16 protein-coding genes and 1 pseudogene are annotated in these 16183 nt (G+C 46.6%); 3 read left to right on the top strand and 14 right to left on the bottom strand.

Going from position 1 to position 16183, the window contains the following annotated elements; genetic code table 11:
* From AC13CC_RS10995 to AC13CC_RS10940, 12 genes and pseudogenes are all read right to left on the bottom strand, one after another.
* Positions 1-249: pseudogene (locus AC13CC_RS10995) on the bottom strand (xanthine dehydrogenase family protein molybdopterin-binding subunit); the annotation flags it as partial.
* 19 nt (positions 250-268) lie between these two features.
* The gene (locus AC13CC_RS10990) at positions 269-733 is read right to left on the bottom strand and encodes a (2Fe-2S)-binding protein (protein WP_482876364.1); all 465 of its coding nucleotides are present in this window, start codon (positions 731-733) and stop codon (positions 269-271) included.
* 88 nt (positions 734-821) lie between these two features.
* Positions 822-3083 (bottom strand): xanthine dehydrogenase family protein molybdopterin-binding subunit, encoded by a 2262-nt coding sequence (locus tag AC13CC_RS10985; protein WP_482876363.1) that lies wholly within the window; start codon positions 3081-3083, stop codon positions 822-824.
* Between the two features lie 24 nt (positions 3084-3107).
* The gene (locus AC13CC_RS10980; RefSeq protein ID WP_293164720.1) at positions 3108-3569 is read right to left on the bottom strand and encodes a (2Fe-2S)-binding protein; all 462 of its coding nucleotides are present in this window, start codon (positions 3567-3569) and stop codon (positions 3108-3110) included.
* A gap of 91 nt (positions 3570-3660) precedes the next feature.
* Complete coding sequence (locus tag AC13CC_RS10975) at positions 3661-4263, bottom strand: flavodoxin (protein WP_482876362.1); 603 nt, start codon at positions 4261-4263, stop codon at positions 3661-3663.
* 9 nt (positions 4264-4272) lie between these two features.
* Entirely contained in the window at positions 4273-5424 is a 1152-nt protein-coding gene (locus AC13CC_RS10970; protein WP_482876361.1) for an aldo/keto reductase, read from the bottom strand.
* 23 nt (positions 5425-5447) lie between these two features.
* Entirely contained in the window at positions 5448-6179 is a 732-nt protein-coding gene (locus tag AC13CC_RS10965; RefSeq protein ID WP_482876360.1) for a carboxymuconolactone decarboxylase family protein, read from the bottom strand.
* 63 nt (positions 6180-6242) lie between these two features.
* Positions 6243-7886, bottom strand: a complete 1644-nt coding sequence (locus tag AC13CC_RS10960; RefSeq protein ID WP_482876359.1) for a carboxylesterase/lipase family protein — start codon at positions 7884-7886, stop codon at positions 6243-6245.
* A 72-nt stretch (positions 7887-7958) separates the two neighbouring features.
* Positions 7959-8405: a nuclear transport factor 2 family protein gene (locus AC13CC_RS10955; RefSeq protein ID WP_482876358.1), complete on the bottom strand. Its 447-nt coding sequence runs from the start codon at positions 8403-8405 to the stop codon at positions 7959-7961.
* Positions 8406-8435: 30 nt separating this feature from the next.
* Positions 8436-9293 carry a DUF4440 domain-containing protein gene (locus tag AC13CC_RS10950; protein WP_293164743.1) on the bottom strand — a complete coding sequence of 286 codons (858 nt, stop codon included), beginning with the start codon at positions 9291-9293 and terminating at the stop codon, positions 8436-8438.
* A 36-nt stretch (positions 9294-9329) separates the two neighbouring features.
* Positions 9330-10397, bottom strand: a complete 1068-nt coding sequence (locus AC13CC_RS10945) for an alpha/beta hydrolase (RefSeq protein ID WP_482876357.1) — start codon at positions 10395-10397, stop codon at positions 9330-9332.
* Between the two features lie 54 nt (positions 10398-10451).
* On the bottom strand, positions 10452-11297 hold the full coding sequence (locus tag AC13CC_RS10940) for an aldo/keto reductase (protein WP_482876356.1): 846 nt from the start codon (positions 11295-11297) through the stop codon (positions 10452-10454).
* 138 nt (positions 11298-11435) lie between these two features.
* Between AC13CC_RS10940 and AC13CC_RS10935 the strand changes: the two genes are divergently transcribed.
* Positions 11436-12347 carry a helix-turn-helix domain-containing protein gene (locus AC13CC_RS10935; RefSeq protein WP_482876354.1) on the top strand — a complete coding sequence of 304 codons (912 nt, stop codon included), beginning with the start codon at positions 11436-11438 and terminating at the stop codon, positions 12345-12347.
* Positions 12348-12547: 200 nt separating this feature from the next.
* Here AC13CC_RS10935 and AC13CC_RS10930 read toward each other — a convergent pair whose 3' ends face one another.
* Positions 12548-14749 carry a DUF5916 domain-containing protein gene (locus AC13CC_RS10930; RefSeq protein ID WP_482876352.1) on the bottom strand — a complete coding sequence of 734 codons (2202 nt, stop codon included), beginning with the start codon at positions 14747-14749 and terminating at the stop codon, positions 12548-12550.
* A 473-nt stretch (positions 14750-15222) separates the two neighbouring features.
* Here AC13CC_RS10930 and AC13CC_RS10925 point away from each other — a divergent pair, with 473 nt between their 5' ends.
* Entirely contained in the window at positions 15223-15372 is a 150-nt protein-coding gene (locus AC13CC_RS10925; RefSeq protein ID WP_482876351.1) for a hypothetical protein, read from the top strand.
* Positions 15373-15378: 6 nt separating this feature from the next.
* Here AC13CC_RS10925 and AC13CC_RS10920 read toward each other — a convergent pair whose 3' ends face one another.
* On the bottom strand, positions 15379-15747 hold the full coding sequence (locus tag AC13CC_RS10920) for a DUF4138 domain-containing protein (RefSeq protein ID WP_482876349.1): 369 nt from the start codon (positions 15745-15747) through the stop codon (positions 15379-15381).
* 194 nt (positions 15748-15941) lie between these two features.
* On the opposite strand from AC13CC_RS10920, the gene AC13CC_RS10915 reads away from it, so the two are divergent.
* Positions 15942-16183 (top strand): hypothetical protein (locus AC13CC_RS10915; protein WP_482876347.1); only part of this gene is annotated, 242 nt, incomplete at its 3' end.

Here is a 16183-nt window from a genome sequence, read left to right as displayed (position 1 = left end):
CATGGAGGTAATGACCCCTTGTCCAAATTCGGGATTGGGTGCCATTATGGTCACCAGTCCGTTATCGCCTATTCTTAGGTAGGCATTGATCTCGAACCACTCGTCTGGCATTTCCCGAGCGGCCATTTTTTCGGCATCCTTGGGCCTACAGGAATTCAACATGCTGAACCCAAGTACCAATCCGCCACTGGCCAGACTTGTATTTCTGATGAAGGCGCGGCGGCCCATTTGTGTCTTTATCCTTGCCATCTTCTGAATTTCTTAATGATTAAACGTTTTCCGGGTTAGCGGCAGTTTTGACCGCCTTTTTGATCCTTGTATAGGTACCACAGCGGCAAATGTTGCCGTTCATGGCCATCTCGATCTCCTGGTCCGTTGGATTGGGGTTCTTCTTGAGCAATGCGGATGCCGTCATGATCTGTCCTGCTTGGCAATAGCCGCATTGGGGCACATCAACTTCCAACCAGGCTTTTTGAACGGGATGGTCCCCATCTTCAGACAGTCCCTCGATTGTGGTTATTTCTCGGTTCCCCACGGAAGAGACCGTGAGCATACAGGATCGTGTCGCCACATCCCCAAGATGTACGGTACATGCCCCGCATTGTGCGATACCACATCCGTATTTGGTCCCGACCATGTTCAAATGGTCCCGCAATACCCAGAGCAGGGGTGTATTAGGGTCTACATCTACCGATAATGTTTCTCCATTGATATTTAAATTAAAATTAGCCATGAGCTCAACTATTTTTTTAAGATTTAATAAATGATATGTTGTAAATAATCTGTATGATTTTAAAAATCACTAATACCCATCCTATGCATTATCCTACCAATGGAGGTCTATCCGTAATAAAGGGTTGGTGGTACACGCGTCTTCCCGTGGCTTTGTAAAGGGCATTGGCCAAGGCCCCCATTACCGGAGGAAACGGAGGTTCGCCCAAACCTGTTGGGTCCTTGCCGTTGTCCACAAAGTGAACATCTATGGATTTAGGTGCTTCAGCATGTCGGATCAAGCGATATCTATCGAAGTTTTTTTCCTCTGGAACGCCATCCTTAAAGGTCATGGCACTGTACATCGCCTGTCCAATGCCGTCCACCGTACCCCCTTCTGCCATGTTCGTAGCTGCATCAGGATTCACCACGATGCCACAATCAATGGCCACACAGACCCTATCGACCTTGGGCTCATTGCCTTCCATTATAACATCCAATACTTGGGCCACATAGCTGTTATGACAGAAATAGGCGGATACACCTCGGTGGCGTCCAGTGGCCCCCTGGTCCCAGCCTGATTTTTCCCGTACCATTTCCAGTACTCCGGCATAACGATCCGCCTCATAATCATTTCGTTCACCCACAGGGTTCTCTTGGGCTCGTTGTAAGAGGTCCAATCGGAATTGGATCGGATCTTTTCCTGAAGCTTCCGCCACCTCGTCCAAGAAGGACTGCTCAGCTCCTGCAATGAAATTGGATCTTGGGGCCCTGAAGGCACCTGTTGTAATATTTGATTCAATTGTCCAATCCTCCGCAAGGTAATTGTCCAAAGCCCCGGCAGGAAATCTATTGGCGAATAGCGGGCTTTCTGGGATACCCCCGGTTTTTACATGGAAGGCCACCATATTGTTATTTTCATCCAAGGCTGCCCTATAGGTGGCATAATAGGCCGGTCTATAAATGCCCTGGGTCATATCTTCCTCACGGCTGTATACCAATTTTACCGGGGCCTTGGCCTGTTTTGAAATCAGTGCGGCCTCCACCATAAAGTGACCGTACAATCGACGACCAAAACCTCCCCCTTGCCTAGTCATCATAATATCCACTTTATCCAGGGGGAGGTCCAATCGCGCTGCTATGGCGGTTTCCATCCATTCGGGGGTCTGGGTGGGACCCAATAATTCTGCGTGACCTTCGGTAACATGGGCAAAGAAGTTTATGGGCTCCATGGTATTGTGCGCAAGGAAAGGGCAACTATAGGACCGTTCAATAACCTTTGCTGCATTGGCAAAGGCGGCCTCCGGATTGCCATCCCGACGGACCACCCGTCCCGGGCGTGCATTCATGGCTTCCATTTTTTCCTTATGTGAAGCGGAATTTTCCATACCTGCGGGATGGTTGACCGTCATATCGTTTCCGAACATGGTCATCCCATAGGTTCTATCCGGGGCTTTTTCCCATTCAACCTGCACGGCCTTTTTAGCCTGCATCACTTGCCAGGTAGTTTCTCCCAATACCACTACTACTTCATTGAAAGCAGTATGGTGGAAAGTACTTCTTTTAAAGTCGTCTTCGTAGACCTTGATCGAAAACACATCCTTTATCCCTGGCATCTGTTTGGCCGAAGTGGCATCAAAGGATTTCAATGTCATACCAAAGGCAGGTGGATGGGCCACTGTGGCTATCAACATGCCCTCCCTTTGCACATCAAGGCCGAACAAAGGCTGACCGGTCACAATCTTTTTCCCATCGACATTTTTTCGGGATGTTCCTATGATAGTGAATTCGGAGCGTTCTTTCAGTTCAATTTCTTTGGGCACCTCTAATTTCGATGCTGCCGATGCCATTTCTCCATATCCTGCGGAATTGCCACTGGCTTCGTGCGTGAGCATCCCTGCAACAGCACTTATTTCCGCTATAGGCACTTGCCATGCCTTGGAGGCCGCTTCTTTCAATAAATGACGAGCTGTTGCCCCTGCCATTCTCAGGCCCTGCCAAGAACTACTGATAGATCGGCTTCCCCCGGCAACCTGCCAGCTGTAAAGCTTTGTATTGAGCGGAGCTTGTTCCACGATAACATTTTTCCAATCAATATCCAGTTCATCCGCTACGATCATCGGCATGGAGGTCTTGACATTCTGTCCAATTTCGGGGTTGGGAGACAAGATGGTGACCACCCCGTTATCTCCAATTTTGAGATAACCGTTCATCTCAAACCACTCCTCGGGCATTTCAAGGGCGTTCATGGTCTCAGCTTGCTTGGGCTTACATGCGTTCAACATACTGAACCCCAAGATAAGCCCTCCACTGGCCAAACTTGTATTTTTAATAAATGCCCTTCTTCCTATTTGTGTTTTTATCAGTGTCATGGTGTTTCTCTTTTTAATGATGGATTAAGCGTTGCTTTTCGAAGCCAATTTCACGGCTTTTTTTATGCGTGTATAGGTTCCGCAACGGCAGATATTTCCGTTCATGGACATCTCGATTTCCTCATCCGTTGGGTTGGGATTCTTTTTTAACAGGGCGGATGCCGTCATGATCTGTCCAGCTTGGCAATAACCGCATTGGGGCACATCCACTTCCAACCATGCCTTTTGTACCGGATGGTCCCCATTTTCGGACAGGCCTTCGATAGTGGTGATCTCTTGGTTCCCTACCGAAGAAACCGTCAGCATACAGGAACGTGTCGCCACATCCCCAAGATGGACGGTGCAGGCACCACATTGGGCGATACCACAGCCATATTTGGTCCCGACCAGGTTCAAATGGTCCCGCAATACCCAGAGCAAGGGAGTATTGGGATCTGCGTCCACTGATAGGGATTCACCATTGATATTTAAATTGAAAGTTGCCATTTTTTAATGTTTTGCTTGAAATTATACATTTTTGACTGTAAAAGACATACGGATTTCAAATATTAGCCCCAAATCAGGTGAAATATTTGCATTACTCCCTAGTCCCTATTTGAATTTCCGCTAACCAAGATGCCACCGTTTCTTCCACTTCATCCTTTCTTTCCCCCTGAATGGCGAGATAGATACCGTCCCTTTCACTGCCTCCCCTTACGGAGAACACTTTGAGGATCTCGCTGTCCGGGCAAAGTTTCCTCACCGTTTGTACCGTGCTCCCCAATCCATAACCTCCATTGGTATTGAACGGAATCAGGGTCTTACCGCGGAGGTCATGATCATGCAGAAAACTCTTCATCGGTGGCGGTAATTGCATCCCCCAAGTAGGAAAGCCTATAAAAATTGTATCATAGCGGTCAGTATCCACTTTGGTTTTTAAAGGCGGTAGAAATCCCGATCTATTTTCGGAGGCCACTTGATCGACAATGGCCCTGTAATTTTCGGGATAGGGATTTTCCAGTTCCAGCGCCACTAGATCTCCCCCTACCCTTTTATGGATGATTTCTGCTACCGTTTTTGTATTGTTTGTCCGGGACAAATACACGATCAATATCTTTTTGGGGTCTGAATCGTTTGAATTTCCAGGCCCCTTTTGAAAACAAGAGGAAAGCAATAACAGTACTACTAAAGCGTAATTCATGATATGGGCTTATTGATCAATCAAGGCTGATTCCGGCTGGCGGACGCCTACCAAACTTATTTTTTCCAAGGACGCCCGGAACTCCTTTAACTCCCCGTTGGTAAATGAAATGTCCATAGCGCCCATATTTTCTTTCACATGGTGCAATTTTGTAGTGCCGGGGATAGGCACGATGTAGGGCTTTTGGGCCAATAGCCAGGCCAATGAGATCTGCGCGGGCGTGGCATTCTTCTTTCGTGCCAATTCCCGTACCAGCACCAGCACCTCCATATGGGCCTTTATAGCCTTAGGCGTGAAATAAGGCACTGCAGCAAATCTGGAATCATCAGAAAACCTGCTGTATTCGTTGAATTTGTCTCCCAAGAATCCACGGCATACCGGTCCCCAGGGTACAAAACCGATACCCAGTTCACCACAGGTATCGATCACTTCGTTCTCCAAGGCCCGTTGAATCAAGGAATATTCACTTTGAAGTGCGGCAACCTTTTGTTCCGCATGTGCCTTTCGTATGGTTTTGGGCGAAACCTCGGAAAGACCAAAATGCAGTGCCTTGCCTTCCTGGATCAGCTCCTTGACCGTTCCTGCGACATCCTCCACTGGAACCTCGGGATCCAATCGGTGCAAATACAATAAATCGATGCGATCGGTGCGAAGGCGCTTCAACATGCCTTCGACCGCAGCCCTGATATGTTCTGGTCTGCTGTTTCTCCCTGCCCTATTGCCATTGGAAAAGTCAAATCCAAATTTACTCGCTATGACCACTTGGTCACGCACGGGGGCCAAGGCCTCACCAACCAACTCTTCATCAGTGAATGGGCCGTATACCTCCGCGGTATCAAAAAAAGTAACTCCCATATCAACAGCCCCACGGATAACGGGAATCATATCCTTTTTGTCCCTGGGAGGGTTATAACTACCGCTTTTCATGCTCATACATCCCAGACCAATGGGAGACACCTCCAAGGTCCCCAACATTCTTTTTTTTGGTGCAGTCGTTACATCCACGGATTTGGTTTTACCTGATGTGGTCCCATGCGCAAAAGCCATGGGGGTAGCTGCCATACCTGCGCCCAAAAGTGCTGATTTAGAAATAAAATCCCTTCTGGTATTCTTTATGAACCTACCCGCTTCTTTATCCGATTGTTGGATTGTCTTTTTCATGGATACTTTTTTTAGTTTGTTTTCTATTCCATTAAAACAGTGCGCAAAACGGCTTGGGCCGCTTTGGCTTTTTCTTTCCCTGCCGTTGTTCCAATAATCCCGACAAAGGCTTTCAGTTGCTCGGGCGTATGGCCAACTTTTAAGGAAATGGACAAATGGCTTTTCAGCATAGGGTCCAGATTGCCCAAGGAGGCAATGACGGAAATGGTCGTCAATTCCCTTTGGGCATAGGTCAGCACATCCCGTTCAAAAATATCGGCGAACAGGTGTTCTTTAAGGAACACATCCATTGCAGGGGAAAACTGTTGGTAAGCGGGTTTGGGCCCATCCATTTTGACCTGTAGCAATTCCTCCAGTGTTTCGATTCCACGATCATACTTGTCCCGGGTATCCGTGATCGCAGAGGCTTCCCTGCCCCATGCATCTTTAATGCCCTTCTCCTTTCTGTAATCCAAGACATCCAAAAAAGTTTGAAGGCCACGGATGCTCCGCGGAAAACCACAATAAGCATACAAATGTACCAGCACCTCCTTGATCTCATTGACCGTAAGGCCATTATCCAACCCATTGTTGAGCTCATCCGACAATTGCTCCAAATTGCCTTGTGAGGTCAAAGAGGCAATCTTGACCATACTTTCCTGTACTGGACTTAATACCCCACTGCTATCCTTTGTACTTTGTGCCTGTGTGGAACAAACGCACAAAAGCACGATCAAGCCCATTATCCTGTTTTTGTAAAAAATCCTTTTCATCATACTTCTTTCTTCTTTTGGGTTTACTTTTAATTCTATAGGGGAAATAGACCGTACCGTCAAAGCCTATATACCCCTTGATTGTATTTGGTGCCTCAGTTCCATGGCCTTTTCAATAATATCCAATCTGGCTTTTCTTGGATCTTTTTTCCCTACAGGTTCCCCATTGGGTTGAATATCCAGAATTTTACCTTCACTTTCCGTATACAAGGGCCATGTGGGCAATCCTTCGCCATTGGGGTTTCCGGTTTTGGCAAAGTTGGCCCAATAGGTATTCATTTTTTCGGCCAACTGGATATCCTCTGGGGTCGATTCTGGATTGCCCCATCGTGCATCCAGGGTATTGAACACATAGGCACCTTCGGAACCGTGCCCTGCACCGTGTGGCATACGCTCCTTGAAAGCGTCGGAAACGAAATCGAAATGGTAGATGTAGACCGGTTCCCCGACAGCGGCAAATGCGTTTGCGGTGAACCGTGCAGGTTCCCCCCAAACCCAGTCCGTGTTGAATTTTGTGAGCACTTCGGCAAATGCTTTGGTTCCTTCCGGGTCGTAGGCGGCCTTTGCCTCATCGCTCCACCTAGCGAACAAGGCAAACAGTTCTTCCTTGGAGCTGCTGTTGTTGACAAATCCCCCGCCCACTTCGGCACTGTTGGACCCTATGATCAGGGGCACCTTGGCCTGCCTGTTATTTTTGTAGGCGGTTTCGGCAGTTTCCACGACAAGCTCCCCGTCCAAAATAGGTCCCGAATAGATTCGGGGCCCGCCTTCACCATCGCTTTCCTGTCCTCCATCCACGATTTCCTCCACACTAAGGGCACGAAGTTGTGCCAGTGCTTCGGCACCGGTACCTGCAATACCGTGTTTTTTGGCAAAATTGATTCCTACGGTCTCTGCGGAAACCGGGTAAAATGCATCTGTATTTTCTTCGCGTATCGGTCTTCCGGTAAGTACACCGTCCCTACCGCCGCCGGATTGGCTGATGGCTTTATGAAAAAGGCCTTGGGCACTTGGTATGGTCATCAAAGAATGTACGGACACCCCCCCGGCCGAGAAGCCGAAAATGGTCACGTTGTCCGGGTCGCCCCCGAAAGCGGAAATATTGTCCTTCACCCAATTGAGCGCCGCTATTTGATCCATATAGGCATAGCTTCCTTTGGGTTCCTCCGGATGTTCGGCACTGAGTGCGGGAAAGGCAAAATGTCCCAGGCGTCCCAATCGGTAATTGATGGTGACCAAGATCACATCCTGGCCGGCAAATTGAGTTCCGGCAATTCCGGGCCCCGAACCACTGCCCCCAACAAAACCACCGCCGTGGATCCACACCATGACCGGAAGTTGGGCGTTTTCAGAAGCACTGGAGGGTTTCCAAAGGTTCAGGTACAGGCAATCCTCGGATGAGCCCTCGACAATGGTTCCCGGAGCTGCTCCCCACCCGGACTGTGCACAGTTGGGCCCATATTGGCTAGCATCACGCACCCCGTCCCAGGGTGTTACCGGCTGTGGTGGTCGCCAACGATATTCCCCTACCGGTGGAGCGGCATAGGGAATGCCCTTAAAACTGTGCACTCCATTTTCACTGGAACCTTGAAGGGTTCCTGAGGCTGTTTGTACCATTGGTGGATTTTTTTGTGATGGATCGTTGCCATTTTGCTGTGCGGCCAACGAGAAGCTGAAGGTCAATACCAATCCTAAAATAAATGTTTTCATATGTTTCTTTTAAATGTTTAGCTGCCCGTAAAAGCTGGCCAGCAACTTTTCGATGGAGCAGCGGTGTTTGTCTTAATTCCTGTCCATGGTTTTGCTAAAGGTCAGATCAGCCAATTTCCAAGTCCCGTTTTCCTTCACATAGACCTCGGTGACCATAAAGGGGTTGGTCACCTCATTACTGCCCACAACGGCCAAAAGGGTGATCTGGTTCCAAAGGATAACGGTATTTTCGTTCAAGGCTTCCACCATCACCTCGTGGACCTCCGCCTTTTTATAGTGAATAAAACCCTGTCTGATGATATCGACTTCACGCTCCTTGCCCCAGGTACCGCCCATGTGGACAAACTTGGCCTTGTCGTGAAAAAGTGCTTCCAACTGGTCCGCATCCTTATCGGCCATCCATTGCCACTTTTGGGTGGAGAGCGCCTTGACCTCCTCTTCCAGGTCCAATTGTGCATAACACGCGGGAACCATCAGCATCGAGAGGATACATCCAAAAAATAGTGTTTTTATGTGCATGATGTTTGTTTTTATTGTTGTCCAGTGTTCTTAATGTTCGATTTCATGGGTATCTCGGACACTGCTAAAAGTAAGGTCCAACAGCTTCCAGTCACCGCCCTCTTTTTTATAGAATTCGGTCACCGTAAACTCATTGGACACATCATTGCCACGGACATGGGCCACAAGGGTGATCCTGTTCCATAGCACGGCGGTGTCATCGCCAAAAAGCTCGACGGCCACATCGTGGACATCTGCCTGTTTGTACCAGATACTTCCGGATTCAATGATTTCGAGTTCCCTGTCCTTTTTCCAGGAACCGCTCATGTGCACAAATTTGGCCTTGTCATGAAAAAAATCGTCCAGTTTGTCCACATCCTTGTCCGCCATCCATTGCCATTTCGCCATGGAAAGGTCTTTTATTTCCTGTTCAAGTGTTGCATTGTTGATTTCGGGAGCAGGAATGCTATTATAGGCCTCATCGGTGAGTTCATCCGTCCATTGCGTAGGTGCATTGCCGCTGATGGCCAAATAGGTCACCGGACTATTGGGTGCCGCTCCATGCCAATGTTCCACATCAGGTGTACACTTGATCACATCCCCAGCTCGCACGACCTGTACCTCTTTACCTTTTTCCTGATAAAAACCAACCCCATGGGTAATCAGTAATTTTTGTCCCTTAGGGTGTAAATGCCAATTGAGTTTGGCTCCTGCCGCCGAGACTGCCTGTGCCACATTATAGTCAAATGTTTCATCGGCATCTATGACGTGCGTCAACCAAACATCACCGGTATGGTGAACGTTTGGTGCTTTTTCTCCCATGGGAAATATAGCTTCTTGTGCATGGATACTTCCAACGACACCACACATACAAAACGAAGCCATAACAGCAGCATACTTAATATTCATTATCATTTATTTAGAATTTATGGTTTATAGTCTTTCTTATTGATCCAATCCTTTTTCTTTCAGCCAATCGGACAGTAGATCGGCGATCTCCACATTGTTCAGATCTGAAAAGGGAAAATGGGTATTCCCCTTGAACCCCGCCTCGGGCAAATGCACCAAGGTCACATCCCCTCCATGATCGTTCACGGTTTTGGTCCATTGCCTTGCCATGGCAAGGGCCGCCCTCCATTGTTCCTGCCCTGGGTTCTCCACAGGCTCATTGGGGATATAGTCTCCATAGTAGATGACAATCGGGATTTCCGTTAGGCGTTTAAAATCATCCATGGACACTCCCCGGGCACTCAAGGCCCCGCCCAAATACGGAATGGTCTCTGGCACCTCTCCTTGGGGAAACACAAAATTGCTTCCCGGCTCATAGGCCACAATGGCCTTGATATTTTTGTTATCCAAGGCCGTCACCCAGCCTTGCCCCCCACTATGGGAATGCGTGACAAGAATGGCCGGTCCGATTTTATCAATAAGGGCCGATACCGCCTTGATATTGACATGGATATCCAATGGCCCGGTATCAGGCGTCATCTGTCTAAAATAGTGGTCCAAGGCCTTTGGGTCTTTGGAGAATTGGACACCGGGATAAAACTCGGTTCCCAGTCCCAACCTAAAAATACCGAACCACAACTGGTCATCCGTGGCCGCACCGATGGTTGTCGGTTCTGTTCCCCGACCGGACAGACCACGCCGCGGCTGATCCAATAGGTATACGGAATAATCCCTGCGCAAAAACAGGCTTTGAAATCCCTCCCTTCCATCGGGCGTGGTCTGCCAAGTTCGCATGGACTGGCCGTACCCGTGCCAAAACACCAAGGGAAGTTCTCTCGCATCCACCGGTATTTGATACAGTACGGTCGCATGGTCCCCGTGCAGGGTCTGACCCTCCGTACTTTGGTCAGATGGATTGAAGGCACCATCCGCAATGGGATCAAAGGTTCCCGCACTGGTCTTTACCGTGCCGCCTGCGGTAAAACTGCCTTGTTGTTCTATCAATATAGGGCTTTTTTGGGCAAGGAGAAAATAGGGCATGGCACACAACAGTGCCAAAGCCATGCTAGAATTTAATCTAAATGTTTTCATCATATTCAATTCCAATATTCATTTTTTTTAAAGTGATCGTTCCCCCAGCCATTTTACCATATTGGGATCCCGGTGGTCAAAAAAACTGCTGGACCCTAGATCCATGGTCTTCATGGTTTCGATGTCGTCCTGCCCCAGTTCAAAATCAAAAATGTTGAAATTTTCCTCCATCCGCCCCTTATGGGCAGATTTGGGAATGGCCACAATATCGCGCTGGATCAACCAACGCAAAACAACCTGAGCAATGGATTTGTCATATTTTCCGCCAATGTCTGCCAATACTTCGTTTTTGAAAAGGTCGTTTCTGCCTTCGGCAAAGGGGCCCCATGCTTCCATTTGAATCTGGTTTTCCCTTAAAAACTCTTGGTTCCCGTATTGTTGGTGAAAGGGATGGGTCTCGATTTGGTTCACTGCAGGCACAATAGCATTGTGTACCATCAGGTCCATCACCCGGTCGGGATGAAAATTGCTCACCCCGATGGCTCGGATCCGCCCCTCTTTGTACAAATGCTCCATGGCTCGCCAGGAGCCATGCACATCACCCATGGGCTGATGGATCAGGTAAAGATCCAAATAGTCCAACTGCAAGAGTTCCATGGACTTTTCAAAAGCCGCCAAGGTACCTTCATACCCTTGGGACTGTATCCATAGTTTCGTTGTAATAAACAGTTCTTCCCTGGGTACCCCACTTTTTTTAATGGCCTGGCCCACGGCAAATTCATTGCCGTAGGAAGCTGCCGTATCGATCAATCGGTATCCGGTCTCCAAGGCATGGAGGACAATTTCCTCGCATTCTTTGAGATCCGGAATTTGAAAAACTCCAAATCCCAGTAGTGGCATTTCGACCCCATTGTTCAATTTTATTCGCTTCATGTTACAAATATCGTCACAGAAGTAGGGAAGAATTGTATACAGAATACTGGATATACTACCAATATTACTGATATATAGGTAAGGGCGACACACACTGTCCCAATTTTTCTAAATTTGTCTCTAACAAACAATTGGAACATGGAAGGCACATACCGATTTAATACCGTGAACGACTATAATATGTTGAACAACCACAAAACCTTGCACCCTTTGGTAAGCGTTCTTGATTTCTCCAAGGCCAAACCAAGGGATTGGGACGGTAATAAAAAAGTACGGCTGTATTTCGGCTTTTACTGTGTTTTCCTAAAGCAGGTCAAAGCATGTGACCTTCGCTATGGCCGTCAATATTATGACTACCAGGAAGGAACCTTGGTCTTTGTATCCCCGGGACAAATCTTGGAAGTGGAAACGGACGGTACCGTCTACCAGCCCATGGGCCATGCACTGGCTTTTCATCCGGACTTGATTCACGGCACCCAATTGGCACAGAGCATTGACTCCTATAATTATTTCGGGTACAATTCGAACGAGGCGCTTCATATATCCGATCATGAAAAAGAAGTAATATTGGATTGTTTGGACAAAATCAATTATGAACTCAAACAGGGCGTGGACAAGCACAGTAAAAAACTTATCACTTCCAACATTGAGCTCTTTTTGAATTATTGTGATCGTTTTTATGATCGCCAGTTCATTACCAGGGACAACGAGAACAAAGGGATCCTGGAACGGTTCGAAACTACCTTGAAAAATTATTTCAATTCCGATGCTCCCCAAAAAATAGGCCTTCCCTCGGTCTCCTTTTTTGCCGATGAGTTCCATTTATCGCCCAATTATTTTGGTGACCTGATCAAAAATGAAACCGGTAAATCGGCCAAGGACCATATTCAGGACCATATCATTGAAATTGCCAAGGCAAAAACCTTCAACACGGAAAAATCCGTCAGTGAAATTGCGTACGAACTCGGGTTCAAATATCCCCAACATTTTAGCCGCTTGTTCAAAAACAAAGTAGGCTACTCGCCCAATGAGTACAGAAATTTGAATTAGCAGGAGTAACGGAAAGGCAGAAAAGATGCCTTGCATTTCTTCAATTTTTTACAATTAAGGATTACCTCTGTGAAGGTTCCACCTCAAAGTACGGTCCAATAATCATTAGCGTACCGTATTTATAAACAACAGCAGGCTTTTGCTTTCGTATCCAATATAGGGTACTTACAAATCCATTCCCAAAATATGCCCTTTGTACTTTAAAGGTTTAACCAATAGGTCAATTTTAAATTTAGCGAACGGAATCTGGGACCGAAAGTTCCGGTAAAGTAGTTGTCATTGTACACCAAATAAAGATCTGACAAGGGTGCAAAACGCCATTGCAACCTTGAGTTGATACCCAGGTTCTCTTGTTGGTTACTGTATTGGGCCAATGTGGACCAGAACACACTTTTGCTAAAGGTGATATCCGCCTTGAACGTAGCAAAGAAAATGTCGGCATCGGCATAAGGTTCCGGTAAACGGATACCGTTGTAATCGATGCCCACGCTAAATTGTGCCTTGGGCTGTACGCGCAATCCCATTTCAGCCCTGATGGAATGAATGTCACCATTAAAAAAACGGCCCAGAACAGCTGTGGTAGTATAGGTGAACCGCTTGCTGGTATTGGAGGAATAGGTCATTTCCAATTGGTTAAAATGATACCCTTGGTCTCCCGGCAATGGGGTGGCTCCTTCGGTACGGGTAGGGTCAAATGGACGTGTGAGGTATATAAAGTTGTTCGTGTAGACTGCTTCAGCCGTGGCTTGGTTCTTAAAGGCAACTTCCCAGCTGGCACTATACCTGTGGTCTGTTTTTTTGTAATCCAAGGAAGGTCTCCAGTAGCTCACCGTCAACAATCTCGGTGCATGGGTATTTATGATTCCGCTTCCCGTGTAAAATATACGCTTAATGCCATTGCCCCATTTTAAGATATCGGTTCTTGGAACAAAGCCAAGGTCGGCCGTGAAATCTTGATCAATGTAGACCAAATCCTGAATAATCTCCCATCGGCGCGGGTTGTAGGTAAAGGTGGCCTGTGATGAAAAGTTGCCTTTCTTATCATTGGGTTGAAAGGATTTGTGCACATAGAACTTTCCGTTCCATATATTGTCCGCGGAAGCAAGGTTATAATCGATGCCCACCACACGGTTATAGTTTTCATCGGGCGTGATATATTCGTCGTCCCCAACGGCTTGACGGTTTACCAAGAACGCCCCAATGTTGGAACGACTACCAATTTTTCGTTGCAAGGCCAACATCATGTTGTTGTTAGAGGCTATCTCGTTGGTTTCGTCCTTGGCCGTCTGTAAATTGAGAATCCCGAGACGCCAATCTTTATTGAGTTTGCCACTTAAGCGTACACCCCCTATAATATCATTTTGAATAAGGTTGCCCAAGGTATCACGGGCAAGCCCGATACGTCTGGAGAAAAATGGCTTGGCCTCGTTAAAGGAGTTCCCAAAATTCTCGAAAAGGTCGCTATTGTCAATGAAAAATTGTCTTTTTTCGGGCAATCGAACCTCAAATCGGGTCAGGTTGGTGAAAATATCGTCCACTTCCACATTGGAAAAATCGGGGTTAAGGGTCAAGTCCAGGTTCATCCCATTCCCTATGGCAATCTTGGCATCTCCCCCGGTCTTGAATTGGGCATTGGCAACATCGGTCCCATGATCTTTGTCAGTAAGGACATTTATATAGGGGATCAAGGCTATGGGCATGCGCGATTCCCCCAATGGTTTTTCGAATACCAATTCCCCCATATCGGCAAGACTGGAAAGCAATTGTTGTTGTGGCACCCTGACCCAGGTGTCCTGCTGGTTCACCTGATTGTTCCAGCGATAGGGACGGAATCGCCAGGTATTGGAGTTTTCCGGAAATTTGAGGGATGTAAAAGGTATGGCCACCTCAATAACAAAATGGTCATCATAACGTGTGGCCTCGGCCTGCCATTTGATGTCCCAAGTATTGTTGAATGCCGCGCCACCTTCAGAAACAAGCCCTTCACGTTGCACACCAAACGGGGTCACACCAAAAAAGTAGGCCGTGGTCCCATCACTGAAGGTGTCAAATAGCAACGAAATATTATCATTCGTGGCCGCGCCGAAATCCCTTCTTAAGGTGGACACTACATAGTCTCCTGGTTTCTTTGCTGCGTGGATACCCACATATAAATGCGTATCGGAGAACAACACCCGTACCTCGGTAGGGTATTCCGCTTGTACTTGATCCGACGGGAAAAATTGTTGAAAATCGCCTGCAATCTCAGCGGTTTGCCAAATCGGTTCATTCATAACCCCATCCAAGGTAATGGCCTGATCGATGTATTTTGCAGTTACTTTTTTCGAGGTCGTTTGCCCATAGGCTTCAATGCAAAAAATAAAGACCAAAGCTGTCGCATACCATTTCACCAATCCTGCCATTCGTATTCTATTAGGGTGTTAATTTATCGTGGGCCACAAAAATAATACGGCAATAGGCCCCGGATACTACCTGAATTACTGATGTTACAACCAATTTTACAGGTCTGGCATTCAAAATTGGAATTGCTTGAAATCAATCCATTCCATTTACAACAAAACATAGGCTCAGCAGCAGCATCTCCTTGATGGCGAAAGTCGCTCCAGGTATTTCAGCTTGCTTGATCATAAGGTGCCCCCTCCCCTGATAACAATCTGCTCCCAACCTTAAGTGCCATCCTATAGCATTTGATTTTCTCTTGGAATCAACGCATCTCTATTCAGAAATGATAAAGGAGAACATAAAGGATGTACTTTACGGCATTGCAATAACGCTTCCTCATATGAAAAAGCAAAAATCCGATCATTTTATCAACGTTTCTTCTGTGGCTGGATACATTTCTTTTTGAGGGTCTGCAACAAAAAGTACTGTAAAGGTGATATCGGAAGGTTTAAGGCAAGAAGTTTCTCCATTCAACATCCGTACCAAAATCATTTCTACTGGAGGGGTAAAAATTGAACTTTTGGAACATATTACTGACGGTGATAACCAAACAGCCAATCGAACCTATGTTGGCAAACTGTGAACCATGCTAAATGTTTTTGCGCCAGAAAGCATTCACTCTTTTGATCTGATGATTTTTGTACCAAAGATTGATCCTTCGGTTTCCATTCAATTCCTTAAGATCGATTTCAAGTTCCTCGTCATCCCCCAAAACAAACTTTGGAAGTACATATACAAACCTTTTGGAACTCCCTCCACTAATTTTACTCTGCCCTTGGTGTTTGTACATCGGAACCATTTCCAGTCTTTGATGGGAGGCCTTTTTCTTTTTTGTCCCGGCAATACTATAAACTTTTAGATAGTCCACCTCAAAATCAATGTTCGAATTATTGGACACTTGCATGACCAAATAGGTCACATTCCTGTTATAGATACTGAATGATTTAGAGGTTTCCATGTGTTTCGCATTTAGTGGAACAATCCGTTAAGCGAAATTCAAATCACACGAAATATCGAATCATGAACATCAAATCGGCACATCCAGAGGCAAAACTTATGGGAGTTTTACACTCCTGATCTAGGTGTTTTTTTGATAAGCAACGATTTGAGGTTCAATGTATCTTGTTGATATAATATCAATTCCCTTTTACCATGAAAAAGCTTGCCATATTGCTTTCATTGACTTCTTTAATGATGAATCGGTCCTGTGATAGTACTGATGAAGAAATTGACCTTCAAGGTAACAACGTTTTTGAACTTCAGTACATCAATGCGGGAATGTCAGGAGAGATCATCAAGAAGAAGGATTTGGAGTTTAACGAATTCATTGAGCTTTCTTCTGACAATCATTTTGTCAAAAGAAGGGTGTACCCGGACAGTACCAGTATAGCCCA

This window comes from Flagellimonas sp. L-11 (assembly GCF_056857735.1).
Note: the sequence above shows the minus strand (reverse complement) of the source record. Positions and strands in the feature narration are given on the sequence as shown.

What these genes read in the sequence shown, in the direction of transcription:
- AC13CC_RS10935 (WP_482876354.1), top strand. Translation starts at nt 11,436, where the DNA reads ATGGAAGGCACATACCGATTTAATACCGTGAACGACTATAATATGTTG.
- AC13CC_RS10920 (WP_482876349.1), bottom strand. Translation starts at nt 15,747, where the DNA reads ATGGAAACCTCTAAATCATTCAGTATCTATAACAGGAATGTGACCTAT.
- AC13CC_RS10975 (WP_482876362.1), bottom strand. Translation starts at nt 4,263, where the DNA reads ATGAATTACGCTTTAGTAGTACTGTTATTGCTTTCCTCTTGTTTTCAA.
- AC13CC_RS10955 (WP_482876358.1), bottom strand. Translation starts at nt 8,405, where the DNA reads ATGCACATAAAAACACTATTTTTTGGATGTATCCTCTCGATGCTGATG.
- AC13CC_RS10940 (WP_482876356.1), bottom strand. Translation starts at nt 11,297, where the DNA reads ATGAAGCGAATAAAATTGAACAATGGGGTCGAAATGCCACTACTGGGA.
- AC13CC_RS10965 (WP_482876360.1), bottom strand. Translation starts at nt 6,179, where the DNA reads ATGATGAAAAGGATTTTTTACAAAAACAGGATAATGGGCTTGATCGTG.
- AC13CC_RS10970 (WP_482876361.1), bottom strand. Translation starts at nt 5,424, where the DNA reads ATGAAAAAGACAATCCAACAATCGGATAAAGAAGCGGGTAGGTTCATA.
- AC13CC_RS10950 (WP_293164743.1), bottom strand. Translation starts at nt 9,293, where the DNA reads ATGAATATTAAGTATGCTGCTGTTATGGCTTCGTTTTGTATGTGTGGT.
- AC13CC_RS10990 (WP_482876364.1), bottom strand. Translation starts at nt 733, where the DNA reads ATGGCTAATTTTAATTTAAATATCAATGGAGAAACATTATCGGTAGAT.
- AC13CC_RS10980 (WP_293164720.1), bottom strand. Translation starts at nt 3,569, where the DNA reads ATGGCAACTTTCAATTTAAATATCAATGGTGAATCCCTATCAGTGGAC.
- AC13CC_RS10985 (WP_482876363.1), bottom strand. Translation starts at nt 3,083, where the DNA reads ATGACACTGATAAAAACACAAATAGGAAGAAGGGCATTTATTAAAAAT.
- AC13CC_RS10945 (WP_482876357.1), bottom strand. Translation starts at nt 10,397, where the DNA reads ATGGCTTTGGCACTGTTGTGTGCCATGCCCTATTTTCTCCTTGCCCAA.
- AC13CC_RS10930 (WP_482876352.1), bottom strand. Translation starts at nt 14,749, where the DNA reads ATGGCAGGATTGGTGAAATGGTATGCGACAGCTTTGGTCTTTATTTTT.
- AC13CC_RS10960 (WP_482876359.1), bottom strand. Translation starts at nt 7,886, where the DNA reads ATGAAAACATTTATTTTAGGATTGGTATTGACCTTCAGCTTCTCGTTG.